Annotated in this window: 16 protein-coding genes and 1 pseudogene; 5 read left to right on the top strand and 12 right to left on the bottom strand. The window is 67.3% G+C overall.

The annotated features are described in order from the left end of the window. The first annotated feature begins 132 nt into the window (after nt 1-132). Nucleotides 133-618, top strand: a complete 486-nt coding sequence (locus tag ON37_RS31265) for a hypothetical protein (RefSeq protein ID WP_051032181.1) — start codon at nt 133-135, stop codon at nt 616-618. On the opposite strand, the gene ON37_RS27575 is transcribed toward ON37_RS31265, so the two are convergent. The 4 genes from ON37_RS27575 to ON37_RS27560 form a co-directional block, all read right to left on the bottom strand. Next, a complete protein-coding gene (locus ON37_RS27575; RefSeq protein ID WP_051032180.1) occupies nt 591-3,218 on the bottom strand; it encodes an MFS transporter in 2,628 nt (875 codons plus the stop codon). The genes ON37_RS31265 and ON37_RS27575 overlap by 28 nt on opposite strands. 5 nt (nt 3,219-3,223) lie before the next feature. Then, on the bottom strand, nt 3,224-3,721 hold the full coding sequence (locus ON37_RS27570) for a MarR family winged helix-turn-helix transcriptional regulator (protein ID WP_040723641.1): 498 nt from the start codon (nt 3,719-3,721) through the stop codon (nt 3,224-3,226). A 99-nt stretch (nt 3,722-3,820) separates the two neighbouring features. Beyond that, nucleotides 3,821-4,660 carry a DUF72 domain-containing protein gene (locus ON37_RS27565; RefSeq protein ID WP_040723654.1) on the bottom strand — a complete coding sequence of 280 codons (840 nt, stop codon included), beginning with the start codon at nt 4,658-4,660 and terminating at the stop codon, nt 3,821-3,823. A gap of 43 nt (nt 4,661-4,703) precedes the next feature. After that, on the bottom strand, nt 4,704-6,224 hold the full coding sequence (locus tag ON37_RS27560) for a hypothetical protein (RefSeq protein ID WP_040723640.1): 1,521 nt from the start codon (nt 6,222-6,224) through the stop codon (nt 4,704-4,706). A 222-nt stretch (nt 6,225-6,446) separates the two neighbouring features. Here ON37_RS27560 and ON37_RS27555 point away from each other — a divergent pair, with 222 nt between their 5' ends. Continuing rightward, nucleotides 6,447-7,613, top strand: coding sequence for a thiolase family protein (locus tag ON37_RS27555; protein ID WP_040723638.1), 1,167 nt, complete (start codon nt 6,447-6,449; stop codon nt 7,611-7,613). A gap of 33 nt (nt 7,614-7,646) precedes the next feature. Here ON37_RS27555 and ON37_RS27550 read toward each other — a convergent pair whose 3' ends face one another. From ON37_RS27550 to ON37_RS27540, 3 genes are all read right to left on the bottom strand, one after another. Continuing rightward, nucleotides 7,647-7,817 (bottom strand): hypothetical protein, encoded by a 171-nt coding sequence (locus ON37_RS27550; RefSeq protein WP_157171624.1) that lies wholly within the window; start codon nt 7,815-7,817, stop codon nt 7,647-7,649. Between the two features lie 163 nt (nt 7,818-7,980). Next, nucleotides 7,981-9,837, bottom strand: a complete 1,857-nt coding sequence (fadD32, locus tag ON37_RS27545) for a long-chain-fatty-acid--AMP ligase FadD32 (RefSeq protein ID WP_085997410.1) — start codon at nt 9,835-9,837, stop codon at nt 7,981-7,983. Nucleotides 9,838-9,937: 100 nt separating this feature from the next. Next, entirely contained in the window at nt 9,938-11,182 is a 1,245-nt protein-coding gene (locus ON37_RS27540) for a KasA/KasB family beta-ketoacyl-ACP synthase (protein ID WP_040723635.1), read from the bottom strand. Nucleotides 11,183-11,400: 218 nt separating this feature from the next. Between ON37_RS27540 and ON37_RS27535 the strand changes: the two genes are divergently transcribed. Together ON37_RS27535 and ON37_RS33210 are read left to right on the top strand one after the other, a co-directional pair. Next, nucleotides 11,401-12,399, top strand: coding sequence for an acyl-ACP desaturase (locus ON37_RS27535; RefSeq protein ID WP_040723633.1), 999 nt, complete (start codon nt 11,401-11,403; stop codon nt 12,397-12,399). 118 nt (nt 12,400-12,517) lie between these two features. Further along, complete coding sequence (locus tag ON37_RS33210) at nt 12,518-12,691, top strand: hypothetical protein (RefSeq protein WP_157171623.1); 174 nt, start codon at nt 12,518-12,520, stop codon at nt 12,689-12,691. A gap of 10 nt (nt 12,692-12,701) precedes the next feature. On the opposite strand, the gene ON37_RS27530 is transcribed toward ON37_RS33210, so the two are convergent. Continuing rightward, on the bottom strand, nt 12,702-13,415 hold the full coding sequence (locus ON37_RS27530) for a VIT1/CCC1 transporter family protein (protein WP_040723632.1): 714 nt from the start codon (nt 13,413-13,415) through the stop codon (nt 12,702-12,704). 384 nt (nt 13,416-13,799) lie between these two features. On the opposite strand from ON37_RS27530, the gene ON37_RS34365 reads away from it, so the two are divergent. Further along, complete coding sequence (locus ON37_RS34365) at nt 13,800-14,177, top strand: hypothetical protein (protein ID WP_040723628.1); 378 nt, start codon at nt 13,800-13,802, stop codon at nt 14,175-14,177. Between the two features lie 42 nt (nt 14,178-14,219). Here ON37_RS34365 and ON37_RS34360 read toward each other — a convergent pair. The 4 genes and pseudogenes from ON37_RS34360 to ON37_RS27505 form a co-directional block, all read right to left on the bottom strand. Further along, nucleotides 14,220-14,471 (bottom strand): annotated as a pseudogene (locus tag ON37_RS34360) (Ada metal-binding domain-containing protein); the annotation flags it as partial. A 5-nt stretch (nt 14,472-14,476) separates the two neighbouring features. Continuing rightward, complete coding sequence (locus ON37_RS27515; RefSeq protein WP_083893329.1) at nt 14,477-15,232, bottom strand: 2OG-Fe(II) oxygenase; 756 nt, start codon at nt 15,230-15,232, stop codon at nt 14,477-14,479. After that, nucleotides 15,222-15,707 carry a methylated-DNA--[protein]-cysteine S-methyltransferase gene (locus ON37_RS27510; RefSeq protein ID WP_040723625.1) on the bottom strand — a complete coding sequence of 162 codons (486 nt, stop codon included), beginning with the start codon at nt 15,705-15,707 and terminating at the stop codon, nt 15,222-15,224. Before ON37_RS27510 ends, ON37_RS27515 begins: the two co-directional genes overlap by 11 nt. Nucleotides 15,708-15,834: 127 nt before the next feature. Continuing rightward, nucleotides 15,835-16,773 (bottom strand): flavin-containing monooxygenase (locus ON37_RS27505; RefSeq protein ID WP_040723623.1); only part of this gene is annotated, 939 nt, incomplete at its 5' end.

Genomic DNA, 16,773 nt, shown 5'->3' with positions numbered 1-16,773 from the left:
TCCGAGATAAGCACACATGCTTAGTTGACAGCGTTCGAAAGCCGTCCTTAGCATTTAGCTATAGCCATCGGCTCTCCGTTGTTACGGAGCGGCTATGATTGCCGTAGCGGCCGATGGTGGAAGGGGAACGCCATGACGCTTCAAATCACCGACTGGTCGATCACCAGTGACGTCACCCCGGAATCTGCCCAGCGCCTGCCGTCACTTCCCGGGCAATGGTTGCTGAGCTGGCTCCCTGGAGAGCTCCTGACCCAGGAGCAGGCCCTGAGCGGCATGATCGTCGACGACATCCTCTCGGATCCGTCGCTCGTCGACGATCTCGCGGCCATCGAGATGGCCGCTCTGCACTGTGCCGAACTGGGCATCGGTCTCGACGAGGCCGTCGTCCGGCTGTGCGCCCGAGTCCTCGAGCGCACCGCCCTTGGTTCCGATCTCACCGATCCCGACAGCATCAACCCCGGCACTACCGAACCGCACGACAGCGAACCCGGCGACATCGGTCCGGGCCTCGCCGAGTACGGCCGAGGTCGTACTCACCTCCCGTATCCGCCGCACGCCGCCGTCTCGCCGCGGCGGGCGCGGCACACCGATCACGATCTGTCGGCCGCCCCGTCGTAATCGGTCCTCCGATATCCGTTGCCGGTCGCTCCCACGGCTTCGGCCGTGCGCACCGGCTTCTCGTACCCCAGGTGGACATCGTGCGCCGCCTCGGCTCCACCGATCACCACTCGGTCGCTGACCGGCGGGTAGCCCCGGGCCACCACGGTGTAGTCGCCTTCCGGCAGGTCGGCGATCCGGTAGTGCCCGGCATCGTCGGTCAGCGCATCCGCCACCAACTCCCCGGCCCGGTCCAGGACCGCCACGTGCGCCCCTGCGACCGGTCCCCGATCGGATCGGATACGGCCGGTCAGCGCCGCCATCGGCGCCAGCTCGATGTCGTGCCGCAGGATGCCGGTTTCGGGCACGGTCAGGGTGCGAGCGTGCGGGCGGCGATGTTCGGTCACCGCGACCAGGGTGTAGATTCCGGCGACCACACCGTGGCAGGCGTATCCGCCGTCGGCCCCGCTGACCGACGCTCCGACGACCTCGCCGCGCTGGTCGGTCAGCGTGATGGTGACCCCCGCCAGCGGTTCGCCGCGACCGCTCCGGACCACACCGGAGAGCTCACCCGACCCGAGCAGGGTGACATCGACTGCCGCGGGCTCCTGCCCGGCCGTCACGTTGACCGCGGCGGGCTGATGGCCGGGCGCCGCGACGATCAGGACATAACCCCCACTATCCGGCGCTCCGATCCGGTAGCTTCCGTCGTCGGCGGCCGTGGCCCGCGAAACCTGGTGTCCGCGTTGGTCGATCAGGGTCAGCACCGCGCCGGGCACCGGCTGTCCGTCCGCACGGCGAATGTGACCCGACAGCCCGGCGGCAGCGGCGCCGTCCACAGCGACGACGGCCGGTGGGAGTTCGGGTGCGGCGTGCCGTGGCGTTCGTTCATCTCGGGCACCGCCCGTTTCCGGCCCGCCCTCCTCGGTCGCTCGACCCGTCCCTTCTCGGTACTCCGGTGCCCGGTGATCGGGCAACTCGTGATCGGACACCTCGTGGCCGGTCGGCGCCGGCGTCGGCTCGCTCCCCGCCGGTTGCGCCGGCGGAGCCGAAGCATCCTGCAGCGGAATCTCTTTCATGAACAGCAGCACCAGGCAGGCCAGCAGCGCGACGCCCGCCGCGGCATAGAACACTCCGTGCAGTGAGTCGGTGAAGCCGATCAGAATGGGATCTTTCACCTGTGGCGGCAGGGCGGCGATACCACTGGTGTTCGACTGCAGTTGATCCAGTTTGCCGGTGTCGAAGCCGGGTGGGAGTACGCCACCGAAGGCGTCGACGATCTTGTGCGGCAGCAGATTGAACAGAATGGTCAGGAAGACCGCCACTCCGAGAGTGCCGCCCATCTGCCGGAAGAAGGTCGCCGAGGCGGTGGACACACCCATATCCGACCGCGGGCCGGCATTCTGTGCCGCGATGATCAACGTCTGCATACAGCCACCGAGCCCGAATCCGATGACGGCGCTGTAGACCAACGGCTGCCACAGCGGGCTGTCGTAGTACACCTGGGCGTACAGCGCGGCACCGCAGGCGATGACGAAGGTGCCGGCCACGGGCAGGATCTTGTAGCGTCCGGTGAGTTTGGTGATCTGGCCGGCGATGAGTGAGCCGATCATGATGCCCAGCACCAGCGGCAGCATCAGCAGACCCGCCTTGGTCGGCGAATAACCGCGCACCACTTGCAGATACAGCGGCACCATACTGATCGCACCGAACATCGCGATACCGACGATGAAACCACCCAGGATGGTGATGGAGAAGGTCGAATTCCTGAACAGCCGCAGCGGAATCAGCGCGGCATCCTTCATCAGGAATTCGACCAGAACGAACAGCACCAGACCGGCGGCGCCGATGCCGTAGCAGATCAGAGCGCGCGGCGAATCCCAGCCCCAGCCCCGGCCCTGTTCGGCCACGATCAACAGCGGCACCACACAGATCGCCAGCGCGATCGCGCCGAACCAGTCCACCCGATGGCGTTGCCGCTCGTGGGGGACGTTGAGCACCTTCGCGACCACCGCGAGCGCGATGACCCCGATCGGCACGTTCACCAGGAACACCCAGCGCCAGCCGTCGATCCCCCACAACGTGTCGTAATCGGAGAAGAAGCCGCCGAGCACCGGTCCCGCCACGGTGGCCGTGCCGAAGACCATCATGAAATAGCCCTGATACCGCACTCGTTCGCGGGCGGGCACGATATCTCCGATGATGGTGAACGCCAGTGACATCAGGCCACCGGCGCCCAACCCCTGGAACGCCCGGAACCCCGCCAACTCGTACATCGACGTCGCGAACGTACACGCCGCCGAACCCACCACGAAAATACCGATCGCCAACAAATAAAACGGCTTACGACCATAAATATCGGCCAACTTGCCGTACAACGGCGTCGAAATCGTCGCCGTAATCAAATACGCCGTCGTCGCCCACGCCTGCTGATCGAAACCATGCAAACTGTTCGCGATCCGAACGATCGCCACACTCACAATATTCTGATCCAGCGCCGCCAAGAACATCCCCAGCAACAAACCGGACAAAATAGTCAAAATCTGCCGATGCGACAATGCTCCCGGCGTTGCGCCCGGAGCCGGCTGCGCCGCCGGCTCCCGGGTGGTCGAAGTGGTCATATTCGCTAGCCCTGATTCGGTTCGGCCGTCGATGGTGGGGTTGATTCGATACCGCAGTTGAGCCGGTCGAGCAGTGCGATCAGCGTGGATCTGTCCGCGGCGGGCCAATCGGCCGTCACCTCGGCCAGCCAGTGATTGCGCAGGCGGCGATTCTCGGCGAGGACACGCACGCCCTCGTCGGTCGCCGCGAGCACACACGCTCGGCCGTCGATCGGATCGGCCCGGCGTTCGACCAGGCCGTGCGCTACGAGATATCTGGTTTGCCTGCTGATGGTGGAAATTTCGGCGTGCAATTGATCCGCCAATTTCCCGGTGCGCTGCGGTCCGTCGTGCACCAGGCAGAACAGCATGGCGTAGGCGAGCTTCTCCAGTCCGTCCGGGCCCACCTTGGCCAACTGCGTTTTGGCGCGATTGACCGCGCGCACGAAGCGGATCAGCTGGGCGCCGAGGCGATCGGCGTCGTCGAGCGCTGTGACGGTGCGGTCGAGGCCGGCAGCGGTCATCGGGTGTCCCCTTTTCCCAGATCCGCAGACTTGCTCAGCGCGTACGAATAGTTGCCCGCGCCAACTATACAGACGCCCTCGGGCGATCGTTGATTCCGCTCAGAACAGGGTCATCGGCGCCGTCGGGACCGGTTCCGGGAGGGCGGGCAATTCCGCGCAGCGGGATCGGACGTCCGTATAGAACCGCCGGGCCAGTTGCAGTGACGCCGCGTTGTCCGGGGTGTGCACGAAGACCGTCGGCGAGCGTCCTTCTCGCAACCACTCGACGACCGTCTCGCACCACGGCTGCCAACCGGCCACCGTGGCCTCGAGGTCGTCGCGGCCGTGATAGCGCACGATCGGATGATCGGTCAGGGCGCGCATCCGCCGCGGCAGCCGCGGCTTCTTCGACTGCGCCTCCGCCTCCGCCGGACTGCTCGGCGGCGCCGCGAACAGCGTCGTGGTGTCGAACGGAATCCATTCGGCACGACTGCGTTCCAGCACGTACTCCAGCCGGCTCGCCACCTCCTGGTCAGCGAAGAAGGCTCGATGCCGGACCTCGACCGCATACCGGTACCGCTCCGGCAACCGATGCAGCAATCCGGCCAGCACACCCAGATCGTTCGGCCCGAACGAGGCCGGTAGCTGCACCCACAGCGCGTGGATCCGCGGCCCCAGCGGTTCGATCGCGGACAGGAAGGCGGCCAGTTCCGCCTCGGCGCCGCGCATCCGTCGTTCGTGGGTCACCGTTTTCGGCAGCTTCAGCACGAAGCGGAAGTCCTCGGGGGTCTGCCGCGCCCACGACTGCACCGTCGTCGCGCTGGGTGTCGCGTAGAAGGTGGTGTTTCCCTCCACCGCCGTGCAGTGTTCGGCGTAGGCCGCCAACCGGCGCGAGGCATCGGGTTGCTGCGCGCGCCAGGCGTCGTGCGTCCACTGCGCGCATCCCACCGAAAGCTTCATGAGGTCGACGGTAGCGGCACCCGCCGACACCATCGGATCGGACTCAGCCGTTCGCTTCGATGTTCTTGCGGAAGAACAGGATCTGATCTCCGTAATCGGCCAGCGCCCGAGCCTGCGCGGCTTGCCGGATGCCGCTGGCGGGCAGGTTGGTCAGCTTGGCGAACATGCCGGAGTTGCCGAATGCCGCTCGCACCTGAGTTTCCGATGCGTAGTCGGCGCCGTAGTCGGCGAGGACAGCGAAATCCAAAGGCGCCAAAGGCTTTTCGAGCGGAACCTGCCCGGCGGGGCGGCCCAGCGCCGCGTACTGTTCCGCGGCGCCGCCGGCGTACCAGCACAATTCGTAGGCCAGGTTCTCGACGGTATTCACCGCGATCACCGGCCACTGCCGGGACAGCCGCAGCGCCAGCGGGTTCCGGCCGGTCGGGGTGAGCTCCCAGAACAGGCTCATCACCGACACCCAGCTGCCACCGCCACGCTGGATCAGTACCACGTCGTCGCCGAGCCGGGGGTCCGCATTCAGCACGGGATCCGGTACGTGCCAGTGACTTTCACCGACACCGGCGAAGGCGGAACTGTCCACCGGACGGGCGCCGTCGGCGGCGTAGGCCTCGATCACCGCGGCGCGGACCCGGCTCACCGCGTCCGCCGACGCGCACCGCACCGCCAGGGCGCCGTAGGAGGTAGCGATCTCCATCGGCTTGGACGGCGGATCGGCCAGCGCGCCCGCCGCCAGTGGTTTGAGCCCGACCAGACCGAGCTTCCAGTTGATCTCCTCGATCGTGGTCAGATCACCGGAGGTTTGATACAGGATCTGTTGCTGAGTCAGATAGCCCGCTCGCTCCAGCGTCGAACACTCCAATTTCACCAGGGCCGCATGGGTTTTGCTGGTGAACTCGAGCTCGTCGATCGGCGTTTCGCGCAGTCGCGTGGTCATCGCGGGAGTGGTCCAGGCCGAATACCGTTCCCGGTACATCGCCAGGGCCTGCTTGCGGGAGCGGCCGATCATCAACGTGCGCAACAACATGTTGAGGCTGGCCAGATAGCGTCCGGCCTGATCCGGGTTGGCGGCGAACAGGCCCGCGCGAATCCGTACCGCCTCCGCACTGGCGGCCACCGCCGACTCCGGATCCAGTCGGCACAGCCACACCCCGCATTTGGACAGCCCGTCGGCACATACGCCGGCCGCCAACGGATAATTCTGCGCCACTTGGTGGTACGCGTCGCAGGCCTGCCGGATCGTCGCGGTGGCCAGTTCCCGATGCCCGATCGTGCGGGCCGCCTGCTCGAACAGTCGCAGCGCCTCGGTCACCTGCCCGGCGAATTGGGCGGTCACATGCCCCGCGGTGAGCCAGCGCAGGCGGATCAGCGCCGCCTCCTGCGCGGGCTCCAGGGCGGCCGGCGCCCGATCCCGATCCGCGCCTTCGGCCTTGGTGTCCAGGCACGCCCTGGCCAGGTCACACAGGGAGGTCGCCAGGCGCAGTTCGGCCTCGGCGGTCCGCTCCTGCGCGGCGGCCCGTCTGTGGTCGGCCACCTGCTGTTCGATCGTGCTCAGCGCACTCGCCATCCCAACTCCCGCATCACCTTCCACACACGGTCGTGGACCGGCCGCATCGTGCCGTGCCGAGTCTGCCACATCCGGCGACGTCACAGCATGCCGACGACCGGCCCGAACCTCCACGCAACGGCGTCCCGGACTCCGCGACGACCGGGGCCACTGTCGAAAACGAAGCGAATGAGTGTTAACTTAAATGAGAAGCCAGAGTAACTTTGATCGATCGGAGTGGCTATGCCCGCGGCTGTCGTCGTCGATGTGGTCCGGACCCCGTCCGGTAAGGGAAAAAGCGGCGGCGGCCTGTCGCATGTCCATCCGGCCACCCTGCTGGCCGGCGTGCTCGCCGACCTCGTCGCCCGCAACGACCTCGACCCCGCCCTGGTCGACGATGTGATCGCCGGATGCGTCACCCAAAGTGGAGAACAGGCGTTCAACATCGCCCGCACCGCGGTGCTGGCGGCCGGATTCCCGGAATCGGTTCCCGCGACGACCGTCGACCGGCAATGCGGTTCGAGTCAACAGGCGGCGCATTTCGCCGCCCAGGGTGTGCTGGCGGGCGCCTACGACATCGCGATCGCCTGCGGCGTCGAATCGATGTCGCGGGTGCCGATGTTCTCCAGCGGCCAGGGCGCCGACGCCAATCGGGGACCGATTGCCCATCGGTACCCGGAAGGTCTTGTCCAACAGGGTATTTCGGCCGAGGTGATCGCGGCTCGATGGAAGCTCGAGCGCGGCGTCCTGGACGAATTCGCCGCTCGCTCACACCGCCTGGCCGCCGACACCGCGGCCGCGGGCGGCTTCGACCGGGAACTCGTCGCCGCCGGTAACCTCACCGCCGACGAGACCATCCGACCGTCCACCACCGTGGAAGGTCTGGCGGGCCTGCGTCCCGCCTTCGCCGACGAGCGGTATCGCACCCGCTTCCCCGAGATCGAATGGTCGATCACTCCCGGCAACTCCTCGCCGCTCACCGACGGCGCCTCGGCGGCGCTGATCATGAGCGAGGAGAAGGCGAGCGCACTCGGCCTGCGGCCGCGGGCACGGTTCCATTCCTTCGCGGTCACCGGTGACGATCCGCTGCTCATGCTGACCGCGGTGGTCCCCGCGACGCGGAAGGTGCTGGCCCGCGGCGGGTTGTCGATCGACGATATCGACGCCTACGAGGTGAACGAGGCCTTCGCCCCGGTTCCGCTGGTGTGGGCCCACGAACTCGGCGCCGATCCGGACAAGCTCAACCCCCGCGGCGGCGCCATCGCCCTCGGGCACCCGTTGGGCGCCTCCGGCATCCGCATCCTGGCCACCATGGTCAACCACTTGGAACAGAGCGGTGGCCGCTACGGACTGATGACGATGTGCGAGGCCGGCGGCCTCGCGAACGCCACGATTCTCGAACGACTCTGAATCACCGGCAGATTCGACACCGACCGGCTGCCGTCACCACCGGCGGCGGCAGCTGTCGGGCACGATATGCCCGGCGGTTACCAAGGCGTCGAAGGCCGCCTGTTTGATCCCGCAGCATTCGGTCGAGCAATCGGAATGCAGCTGCATCACCTGATGTGCGCGATCGACCGTCAACGGCCTGGTCGGCGCCGAATGTGCCATCACCACAATGAGATTATCGTGAGACAACTCCATGACATGCCCCATATCCGGTCTACATGTTGATGTAGCTACACAGTAACTCCATCCCCGGCTCCCGCCGACGGACAAGTACCGGACAACCGGATGCCCCGAGGACATCCCAAGGGACGCAGCAGCTTTGCCTCACCTAATCCTCGGCGGCATCCGGAAAGGCCCGCTGGCGGTGACCACCGCGCAACGTCCCCGCCACGTAAGCGGCCTTACAGGCGCGGCGGGCGATCTTGCCGCTCGACGTGCGCGGTATCGAACCGGCCGGGACCAGCAGCAGCTCGCGGACCGTCACGCCGTGCCGGGCCGAGATCGCCGCGCGCACCGCCTCGATCACCGGCGCCGGGTCGAGTTTTGCTGCGCCGCTTCCTCGTTCGGCCACGATCACCAGATGTTCGGAATCCGTCGCGGCCGCCTCGGGCAGCTCGTCACCGCGCACCGCGAAGGCGGCCACGAACCCCGGACGCAGTGCCGAGGACGCCTCCTGCGCCGACATCTCCAGATCCTGCGGATAGTGGTTGCGGCCGTCGACGATCACCAGATCCTTGACCCGCCCGGTGATGTAGAGCTCACCGTCGTGGTACACCCCGTAATCGCCGGTCCGCATCCAATAGGCCTGTGGCGCTGCGCCTTCCGCATGGCTGCCGACCGCCTGTCGAGACGTGAGACGGTTGCGGAAGGTCTTCTCGGTCTCCTCGGGACGCCCCCAGTAGCCGATACCCATGTTCTCCCCGTGCAGCCAGATCTCCCCGACCCGGCCGTCGGGCAGTTCGGCGCCGTCGGCGTCGACGATCACGGCCCACTGTGAACGTGCGACATATCCGCACGACACCTGCGCCAGCGCGTTTTCCGCGTCCGGATTCACCTCGACCAGCTCGCCGGCATTGAGCCGGGAGCGGTCGGCGTAGATCACCTTGGCGGCATCCTCGCGCCGGGTAGCCGATACGAACAGGGTGGCCTCGGCCATGCCGTAGCAGGGTTTGATCGCGGTCTTGGGTAGGCCGTAGGGCATGAAGGCATCGTTGAATTTCGCCATCGACGCCACCGACACCGGTTCGCTGCCGTTGATCAGTCCGATCACATTCGACAGGTCCAGGTGTTCACCCGGCTTCGGCCGGCCGCGGACCGCGGCGTGCTCGAAGGCGAAGTTCGGTGCGGCAGCATAGGTCGCGGCCCCGTCCGAGGCGGCCGCCAACTCCTTGATCCAGCGATAGGGCCGGCGGACGAACGCGCTCGGCGACATGATGGTGATGAATTTGCCGCCGATCGCCGGCAGGATCACACACAACAGACCCATATCGTGGAACAGCGGCAACCAGGTGACCCCGCGCGCGGTTTCGTCGATTCCCAAGGCGTCGATCATCTGCAGCAGATTGGTGCCCACCGAGCGATGGGTGATCTCCACCCCGGCCGGAATCCGGGTCGAACCCGACGTGTACTGCAGGTAGGCCACGCTGTCGACCGTGATGTCCGGTGCGGTCCAGCTCGCGCCGACGCTGTCCGGAATCGCGTCGACGGCGATGATGCGCGGCCGCTGCCCCGGCGGCATCGCGCGGAAGAATTCCCGCACGCCCGCCGCCGCGGCGCTGGAGGTCAGGATGGCGGTGGGCCGGCAGTCACCGAGTACCGCATGCAGCCGGTCGGTATGGCCGGGTTCGTCCGGATCGAACAGCGGCACGGCGATATTGCCCGCGTATACCGCCGCGAACAGCGCGACGACGTAGTCGAGGCCCTGCGGCGCCAGCACGGCCACCCGATCGCGGGGCGCGGTGACCTGCTGCAACCTCGCCGCCACCGCCCGCAATCGGATGCCGAACTGCCGCCAGGTGAGCTCGTGATACTCGCCGTCGCGCTCGCGCGAATAGTCGATGAAGCGGTAGGCCAGTTCGTCGCCGTTGGCCGCACTGTGCTTGTCGACGAAATCGATCAGGGTCGCATTGCCCAGGATCTTGATATTGCCGTGTTCGTCCAGATAGTCATCGAAGGTCTCGCCGATCATTCCCTATCCTTTTTCACGCACGACCGAATCGTGCGATGACACCGAATACCCGATCGACGCCGAAGCCCGGGACCGCAGGGGACTTCGGCGGTGGAGCTCAGTAGCGTCCGAAGCTCAGCGACACGTTGTGGCCGCCGAAGCCGAAGGAATTGTTGACCGCGTAGTCGATCCGTCCGGCCCGCGCCTGCCCCTTGACGATGTCGAGGTCGACCTCCGGGTCCTGGTTGTCCAGGTTCAGCGTCGGTGGTACGACGCTGTCGCGGATCGACAGCACCGTCAGCACCGATTCCAGCGCCCCGACGGCGCCGATGGAATGTCCGAGCGCCGATTTCGGCGCGTAGACCGAGGCGTGGTTGCCCACCGCTGCCGCGATGGCTCGGGCCTCCGCGGTGTCGCCGATCGGGGTGGCCGTGGCGTGCGCATTCACATGCGTCACATCGCTTTTCGAGAGACCGGCGGTCTGCAGCGCGCGGGTGATCGCCCGGGCCGCACCCTTACCGTCCGGATCCGGAGCCACCAGGTGGAATCCGTCGGACGTGACGCCCGCGCCCAGCAGCCGGGCATGGATCGTGGCGCCGCGCGCCCGGGCGTGTTCCTCGCTCTCGAGCACCATCATCGCCCCGGCCTCGCCGAAGACGAAGCCGTCGCGATCGGTATCGAACGGCCGGGACGCGCGCTTGGGGTCGTCGTTGCGGGTGCTCATCGCCCGCATCATCGTGAACGCCGCGATCGGCACGGCCTGGATCGATCCCTCCACCCCACCGGTGACGACCACGTCGGCATCGCCCATCACGATCATCTTCCAGGCGTTGGCGATGGCCTCCGAACCGGAGGAGCACGCCGAAACCGGCGTGGCGATACCGGCTTTGGCGCCCAGTTCCAGCCCGACCACGGCGGCCGCGCCGTTGGGCATGATCATCTGTACGGCGAGCGGGCTGACCCGGCGATAGCCGCCGTTGGCCATCTTGTCCTTGACGTCGATCAGCGCCTCCGCGCCACCGAGCCCGGTACCGATGGAGACACCGAGACGCTCCGGATCGACCTCCGGGGTACCGGCGTTGCGCCACACCTCGCGCCCGAGAACCAGGGCCATCTGTTCGACGTAGGACAGCCGGCGGGTTTCGTCGCGGCTCAGCGCGGTGGCGGGCGGAACCTTCAGATGGCCGCCGATCCGGACCGGGAGCTCGAACTGCTCGATGAATCCGTCGTCGAGCACGTCGATTCCGCTCTCACCGTTCAGCAGGCCCTTCCAGGTGGAGTCGACATCACCGGCGATGGATGTGGTCGCGGCGAGGCTGGTGACGACGACGTCGCGATAGCGCATACGGCTGGGGACCGTCATTCTCGGCTCACTTTCGGCTGGCAACACTGCGGAACAGGGGCAACACTGCGGCGAATACAAGCTGGAGCGACAACGGTGGCGGTGGAGCAGCTACATTAGCGAGGCGAACTCGACCGGCATCGCCCTGAGTGCCACCCGGCAACCCGGTCGTTCATGCACTGTACCGGTTTCTTCCCGCAGCGTCGCACCGCGATCCACAACGAGGAAGGGCACCACCGTTGGTCAGGAATCTCACCCAGCTCGAGTTGCTGCTCGAGCTCGAACCCGTCGCCGAGAGCAACGTGAACCGCCATCTCTCGATGGCCAAGACATGGCACCCGCACGACTACGTCCCGTGGGACGCCGGACGTAATTTCGCCGCCCTCGGCGGAACCGACTGGGATCCCGGGCAGTCCCGGCTGAGCGAGGTGGCCCGAGCCGCCATGGTCACCAATCTGCTCACCGAGGACAATCTGCCGTCCTACCACCGCGAAATCGCCGAGAACTTCTCGACCGACGGCGCCTGGGGCACCTGGGTCGGCCGGTGGACCGCCGAGGAGAACCGGCACGGCATCGTCATCCGCGACTATCTGGTGGTGACCCGCGCGGTCGACCCGGTGGCCCTGGAACGGGCGCGGATGGTCCATATGACCAACGGCTACAACGCGATGAAACTCGTCCGCGAGAGCGCGAAGGCGGATCTGGTCGAGCTCGCCGACACCGGATTCCTGCACTCGGTCGCCTATGTGACCTTTCAGGAGCTGGCGACCCGGGTCTCGCACCGCAACACCGGCAAGGTCTGCGACGACCCCGTCGCCGACCGCATGCTCGCCCGCATCTCGGCGGACGAGAACCTGCACATGATCTTCTATCGCAATATGTGTGGCGCGGCACTGGATCTGGTTCCGGATCAGGCGCTCGAGGCGATCACCGACATCGTGTGCAACTTTCGGATGCCGGGCGCCGGAATGCCGGACTGGCGGCGCAACGGAGTGTTGATGGCCAAACACGGGATCTACGATCTTCGCCAGCACCTCGACGAAGTGGTGTTGCCCGTGTTGCGCAAGTGGAATGTGTTCGATCGCAACGACTTCACCGCTCGCGGCGACCGCGCGCGCAACACCCTCGGCGAATTCCTCGAAAAACTGCGAACCGATTGTTCGCGTTTCGAAGAACAACGCGATCGGGCGTTGGCCCGAGAGGCCCGCAAACGCGAGCTCGTGGGCTCCCCTCGTTGAGCGGCGGTGATCCGGCGGTGTAAGCGACTGCATCGCCTAGCATTTCGATATGGTTTCGAACCGCGTAGAGCGGCAGAACACATTGCCAGAAAATAGCCGCGGGTGCACACTGGGAGATATGACCGCTTCACCCCGCGCTGCTCACTCCACGGCCCGCGAAACCGTGGCGCTGAACGACGCATCCCATCCCGTTGTGCACGTCGAGTTCCGGATCGGCGATCCGCACCGGCAGGCCAAGGTGCGCGCGGTCATGGACCGCCTGCGCGTCGGAAACCGATTCGGGAACCGCTGAATTCGCCCGGTCAGACCGCGATACCGACCAGATGGCCGACCAGGTAGGTTGCGGCCATCGCGAGCGCCCCACCCGCGAGCACGCGAATCGTCGCACGCCGCACCGGTGCTTGGCCGAGATGAGCCCCGATCGCACCGGTGGCGGCCAGTGCGACCAGCACCGCCAGCGCGGTCACCGGAATCCGGATCGCCGCGGGCACCAGCATGGCCAGCAGCGGCAACAGCGCGCCGAGGGTGAACGATGCCGCCGAGGACACCGCGGCATGCCAGGGATTGGTCAATTCCGTCGGATCGATCCCCAATTCGGCCTCGGCGTGCGCGGCGAAGGCGTCGCGGGCGGTCAGCTCCTCGGCCGCCTTGCGGGCGGTCTCCCGTGACAGGCCCTTGGCCTCGTAGATAGCGGCCAGCTCGGCGAGTTCGCCGTCCGGATCGTCCGCCAATTCCCGCCGCTCGATCGCCAGGACCGCCCGCTCGCTGTCGCGCTGAGTACTGACCGAGACGTATTCGCCGAGCGCCATCGACACCGCGCCCGCCGCCAGGCCCGCCACCCCGGCGGTCATGATCGCGGCGGTCGACGTCGTGGCGGCCGCCACACCGACGACTATCCCTGCGACGGAAACGATTCCGTCGTTCGCTCCCAGCACCCCGGCGCGCAACCAATTCGAGCGGACCGACAAACCGGCCCCGTGATTCTCCGAACGGGTCGCACCCTCTATTGTCGTCATATCTGCTCGCACCCACCGAAAATAACGCCGCCCGACATTTCCCGCCAGCAAAGAAAGCCTGTCCGAATTTAGGTAAACCATTGCACAGCAAGGCTTTCCAAACCTTATTCGGCACAACCGCGCACCGCGGTGCGGTATTCCCGGCGGCGCCGAATACGGTTCGGCGGCAGCGCCTTACGGGCGAGTACCGTCCGCACGCACCCCACGCGGGCACCGCAGCGCGTCGCCGCCGACCGGATGTCCGAACCGGATGCGAGCGGGGCCGACCCCGCCGCCGCGACCGGGCCGCGCACACCGGAACGAATCGGCGGGCGGCGATTACGACGTGCCGGTCGTGACGGCGCATACAATTTGCGGGACCAACCGGAAAGGGATCGGCGCACAATGGACGCGGTCGTCACGGAAGTTGCGGTCGAAGGTAAGCGGCTCATCGATGAGGCCTGGCTCGGGCGAATCAGCCGGGAGCAGGCGGTGCATCGGTTCGTTCAGGTCGGCGACGGACTGGTCGAGTTCGACACGGCCGCCGATATCGTCGACGACGGCCTGGCCTGGCTGGATTCGCATGCCTCCCGGCTCCGACTACTGGCCTGGTGCTCCTGGCTGGAAGTGCCGGTCTTCGGCGGCCTCGCGATCCTCGGGGCCGCGACCGGTGACTACCTGTCCACCGGGTTCTCGCTGGTCCTGCTGGCCACACTGCAGCTGGTGCACCGGCACATCGGCCCGCAGCGCCCGCCCATCCGGTGGCGACAGCGCAGTCGCTGAGCCCGTCCCCGGTCCGGCCTCGGCGCGGTGTGGCCCCGAAGCGCTGTCTTTCCATCGCCGGTACGCCGCAGGCAGGCAGCGCGCGCAGGGGCGATAACCGGCCGCCACCGCGGTCGGTTCATCGGCGAAGAAGACCCGGTACCGGGCGTAGTGGCCGCGTTCGAGCGCGCGCAGCGCCGCCGGGCAGTCCAACCGGCCGTAGATGCGTTGGCGGCGGTGGCCGCCCAGCGTGCCGGGCGCGACGCTGCGGTACGGCCGGCCGTCCGGCCCGAGCAGCAGATACCGCCGCGCCACCGGATTCACGCCTCGTGGAAGACGAGACCGAGGGTGCGCCGGCGCCCGCCGCGCACCACGCTTACGCCGTGTCGCATCGGCGCGGCGGACCAGCCGCGCGCGGATCGGACCGGCCGCTCACGGGTGGTGAAGATCAGTCCGTGGCCCTGCGGCACGGCGACCGCGGTACCGCGCGATTGCGCCCGTGGGCGCTGTTCGACGAGGAGAAATTCGCCACCGGTGTAATCGCTTCCGGGCCTGTCCAGACCCACCACGACCTGCAACGGAAAGATCATGTCGCCGAACAGGTCTCGATGCAGAGCGTTCCAGTCGCCGGGGCCGTAGCGCAACAGGATCTGGGCCGAGCGGGTCTGCCCGGCACGATGGCAGCTCGCGATCCAGTCGTCGAGACGGTCCGGCCAGGAGCCGGGCCGGCCCAGCCGCTCGGCCCACACCCGGGCGATGACGAGCAGGTGCGGGTAGAGCGCGTGCCGCAGGCCGGCGACGATCGGCGGCAGGTCGTGGGTGAAGTACCGATATTCGCCCGAGCCGAAGCGGTGCCGGGCCATGTCGATCGTCGACCGGAACCGCCCCTCGTCGTCGTAGAGGTCGGCGACCGAACGACATTCGTCCGCGGTCAGCAGCGGGCCGGTCAGCGCGCAGCCGTGCGCGTCCAGTTCGTCGGCCAGGGCCGGCCAGTCCTGCCCGCCCACCCGGTCGACGAAAGGGGCTCCGGCAGCACCTGTTCGGTCGACGACCGAGGCGGCGCCCTCAGGCCGCATGTTCGAGCTCCAGCAGCCGACGCTTGCGCTCCAGACCCCCGGCATAGCCGGTCAACCGGCCGTCGGCACCGATGACGCGATGGCACGGCCGCACGATCAGGACCGGATTCGCGCCGATCGCGGCGCCGACGGCGCGCAGCGCGGCCCGGGGCGCGCCGATCCGGGCCGCGAGCTCGCCGTAGGTCGCGGTGCGTCCGTACGGGATGTCGTCGAGTGCCTGCCAGACCCGCCGCCGGAACTCACTCCCCTCGACCGCGTACTCGAGTTCGAAATGCGTGCGGGTGCCCCGGAAGTACTCGTCGAGTTGCTCGATCACCGTCGCGAAGGCCGCGCGGTCGGCTACCCAATCCGGCTGCACCGCAACGGATTTCCCGCCCGTGATCGATACCGCCCGCAAGGCGGTCCCGGTCGCCCGCGCCTCGCCGACGAGTGTCAGCTCGCCGAGCGGACTCGTGATCGTGGTGTAGACCGTCATCGCTGCTCCCATCCTTGTTCGATCCGTACGCTCCCCAATCTGCCGGAGCCACGACTCGAATACCGGCGGAAATCAGACGTCACGTCCGGGCAGGGGTGCCGGCCGATGTGGGTGCCGCGGATCGCGGTCAAGCGTTGGTCAGCACCGCCGAGCGCCGGACCGGCTTCAGGGTCTTGTCCAGATTCGTGCGCAGCGTGGTAGCCGAATCCAGCAGGTAGTTCTGCCGCACCTTCCACGGGTGGCGATCGCCCTGGCGGGGGAAATCCCCGATGGAGCGCTGGATGTAGCCGGAGGCCAGGTCGAGCAACGGGTGTTCGGTCAGTTCGCCCTGCGGTTCCGGAGCCACCGCGTCGTAACCGCGGCGGTCCATGTGCGCGATGACCTTGCACACCAGCCGGGAGGTGAGATCGGCGCGCAGCGTCCACGACGCGTTGGTGTAGCCGATGCAGACCGCGAAATTCGGGACTCCGGTCAGCATGGTGCCCTGCCAGACGAAGCGATCGGACAGGTTCACCGCCTCGCCGTCCACCTCGAGCGAAATACCGCCGAAGGCGAGCAATTTCAGACCGGTGGCCGAGACCACGATGTCGGCCGGGAGCACCCGCCCGGACCGCAGCCGAATCCCTTCCGGCACGAAACTGTCGATGTGGTCGGTGACCACCTCGGCCTTACCCTTGCGCATCGCCTTGAAGAAGTCGGCGTCGGGTACCGCGCACAGCCGCTGATCCCACGGGTTGTATTCGGGGGTGAAATGTTCGGCGACCAGCTGCGGATCCTTCAGAATGCGCGTGGTCAGACCGGTGAGCAGTTTGCGCGCGGCCTCCGGGCGGCGGCGGCAGTACTGGTAGAAGCCGACGTTGAACAGAATGTTCTTGGTCCGGATCAGCCGATGCGCCAGACCCGGTGGCAACAGTTCGCGAATCTTGTCGGCCTGCTTGTCGCGACCGGGGACGGCGGAGATCCAGGTCGGCGAGCGCTGCAGCATGGTGACCAGTTCGGCCTGTTCGGCCATCGCGGGAACCAGGGTGACGGCAGTCGCGCCGCTGCCGATCACCACGACCTTCTT

It is taken from the genome of Nocardia veterana NBRC 100344, from assembly GCF_000308855.1.
GTDB lineage: Bacteria > Actinomycetota > Actinomycetes > Mycobacteriales > Mycobacteriaceae > Nocardia > Nocardia veterana.
This window is presented reverse-complemented; position numbering and strand designations above follow the sequence as displayed.

Coding starts and splice junctions, on each gene's coding strand:
- ON37_RS31265 (WP_051032181.1), top strand. CDS start 133: ATGACGCTTCAAATCACCGACTGGTCGATCACCAGTGACGTCACCCCG.
- ON37_RS27575 (WP_051032180.1), bottom strand. CDS start 3,218: ATGACCACTTCGACCACCCGGGAGCCGGCGGCGCAGCCGGCTCCGGGC.
- ON37_RS27570 (WP_040723641.1), bottom strand. CDS start 3,721: ATGACCGCTGCCGGCCTCGACCGCACCGTCACAGCGCTCGACGACGCC.
- ON37_RS27565 (WP_040723654.1), bottom strand. CDS start 4,660: ATGAAGCTTTCGGTGGGATGCGCGCAGTGGACGCACGACGCCTGGCGC.
- ON37_RS27560 (WP_040723640.1), bottom strand. CDS start 6,224: ATGGCGAGTGCGCTGAGCACGATCGAACAGCAGGTGGCCGACCACAGA.
- ON37_RS27555 (WP_040723638.1), top strand. CDS start 6,447: ATGCCCGCGGCTGTCGTCGTCGATGTGGTCCGGACCCCGTCCGGTAAG.
- ON37_RS27540 (WP_040723635.1), bottom strand. CDS start 11,182: ATGACGGTCCCCAGCCGTATGCGCTATCGCGACGTCGTCGTCACCAGC.
- ON37_RS33210 (WP_157171623.1), top strand. CDS start 12,518: ATGACCGCTTCACCCCGCGCTGCTCACTCCACGGCCCGCGAAACCGTG.
- ON37_RS27530 (WP_040723632.1), bottom strand. CDS start 13,415: ATGACGACAATAGAGGGTGCGACCCGTTCGGAGAATCACGGGGCCGGT.
- ON37_RS34365 (WP_040723628.1), top strand. CDS start 13,800: ATGGACGCGGTCGTCACGGAAGTTGCGGTCGAAGGTAAGCGGCTCATC.
- ON37_RS27515 (WP_083893329.1), bottom strand. CDS start 15,232: ATGCGGCCTGAGGGCGCCGCCTCGGTCGTCGACCGAACAGGTGCTGCC.
- ON37_RS27510 (WP_040723625.1), bottom strand. CDS start 15,707: ATGACGGTCTACACCACGATCACGAGTCCGCTCGGCGAGCTGACACTC.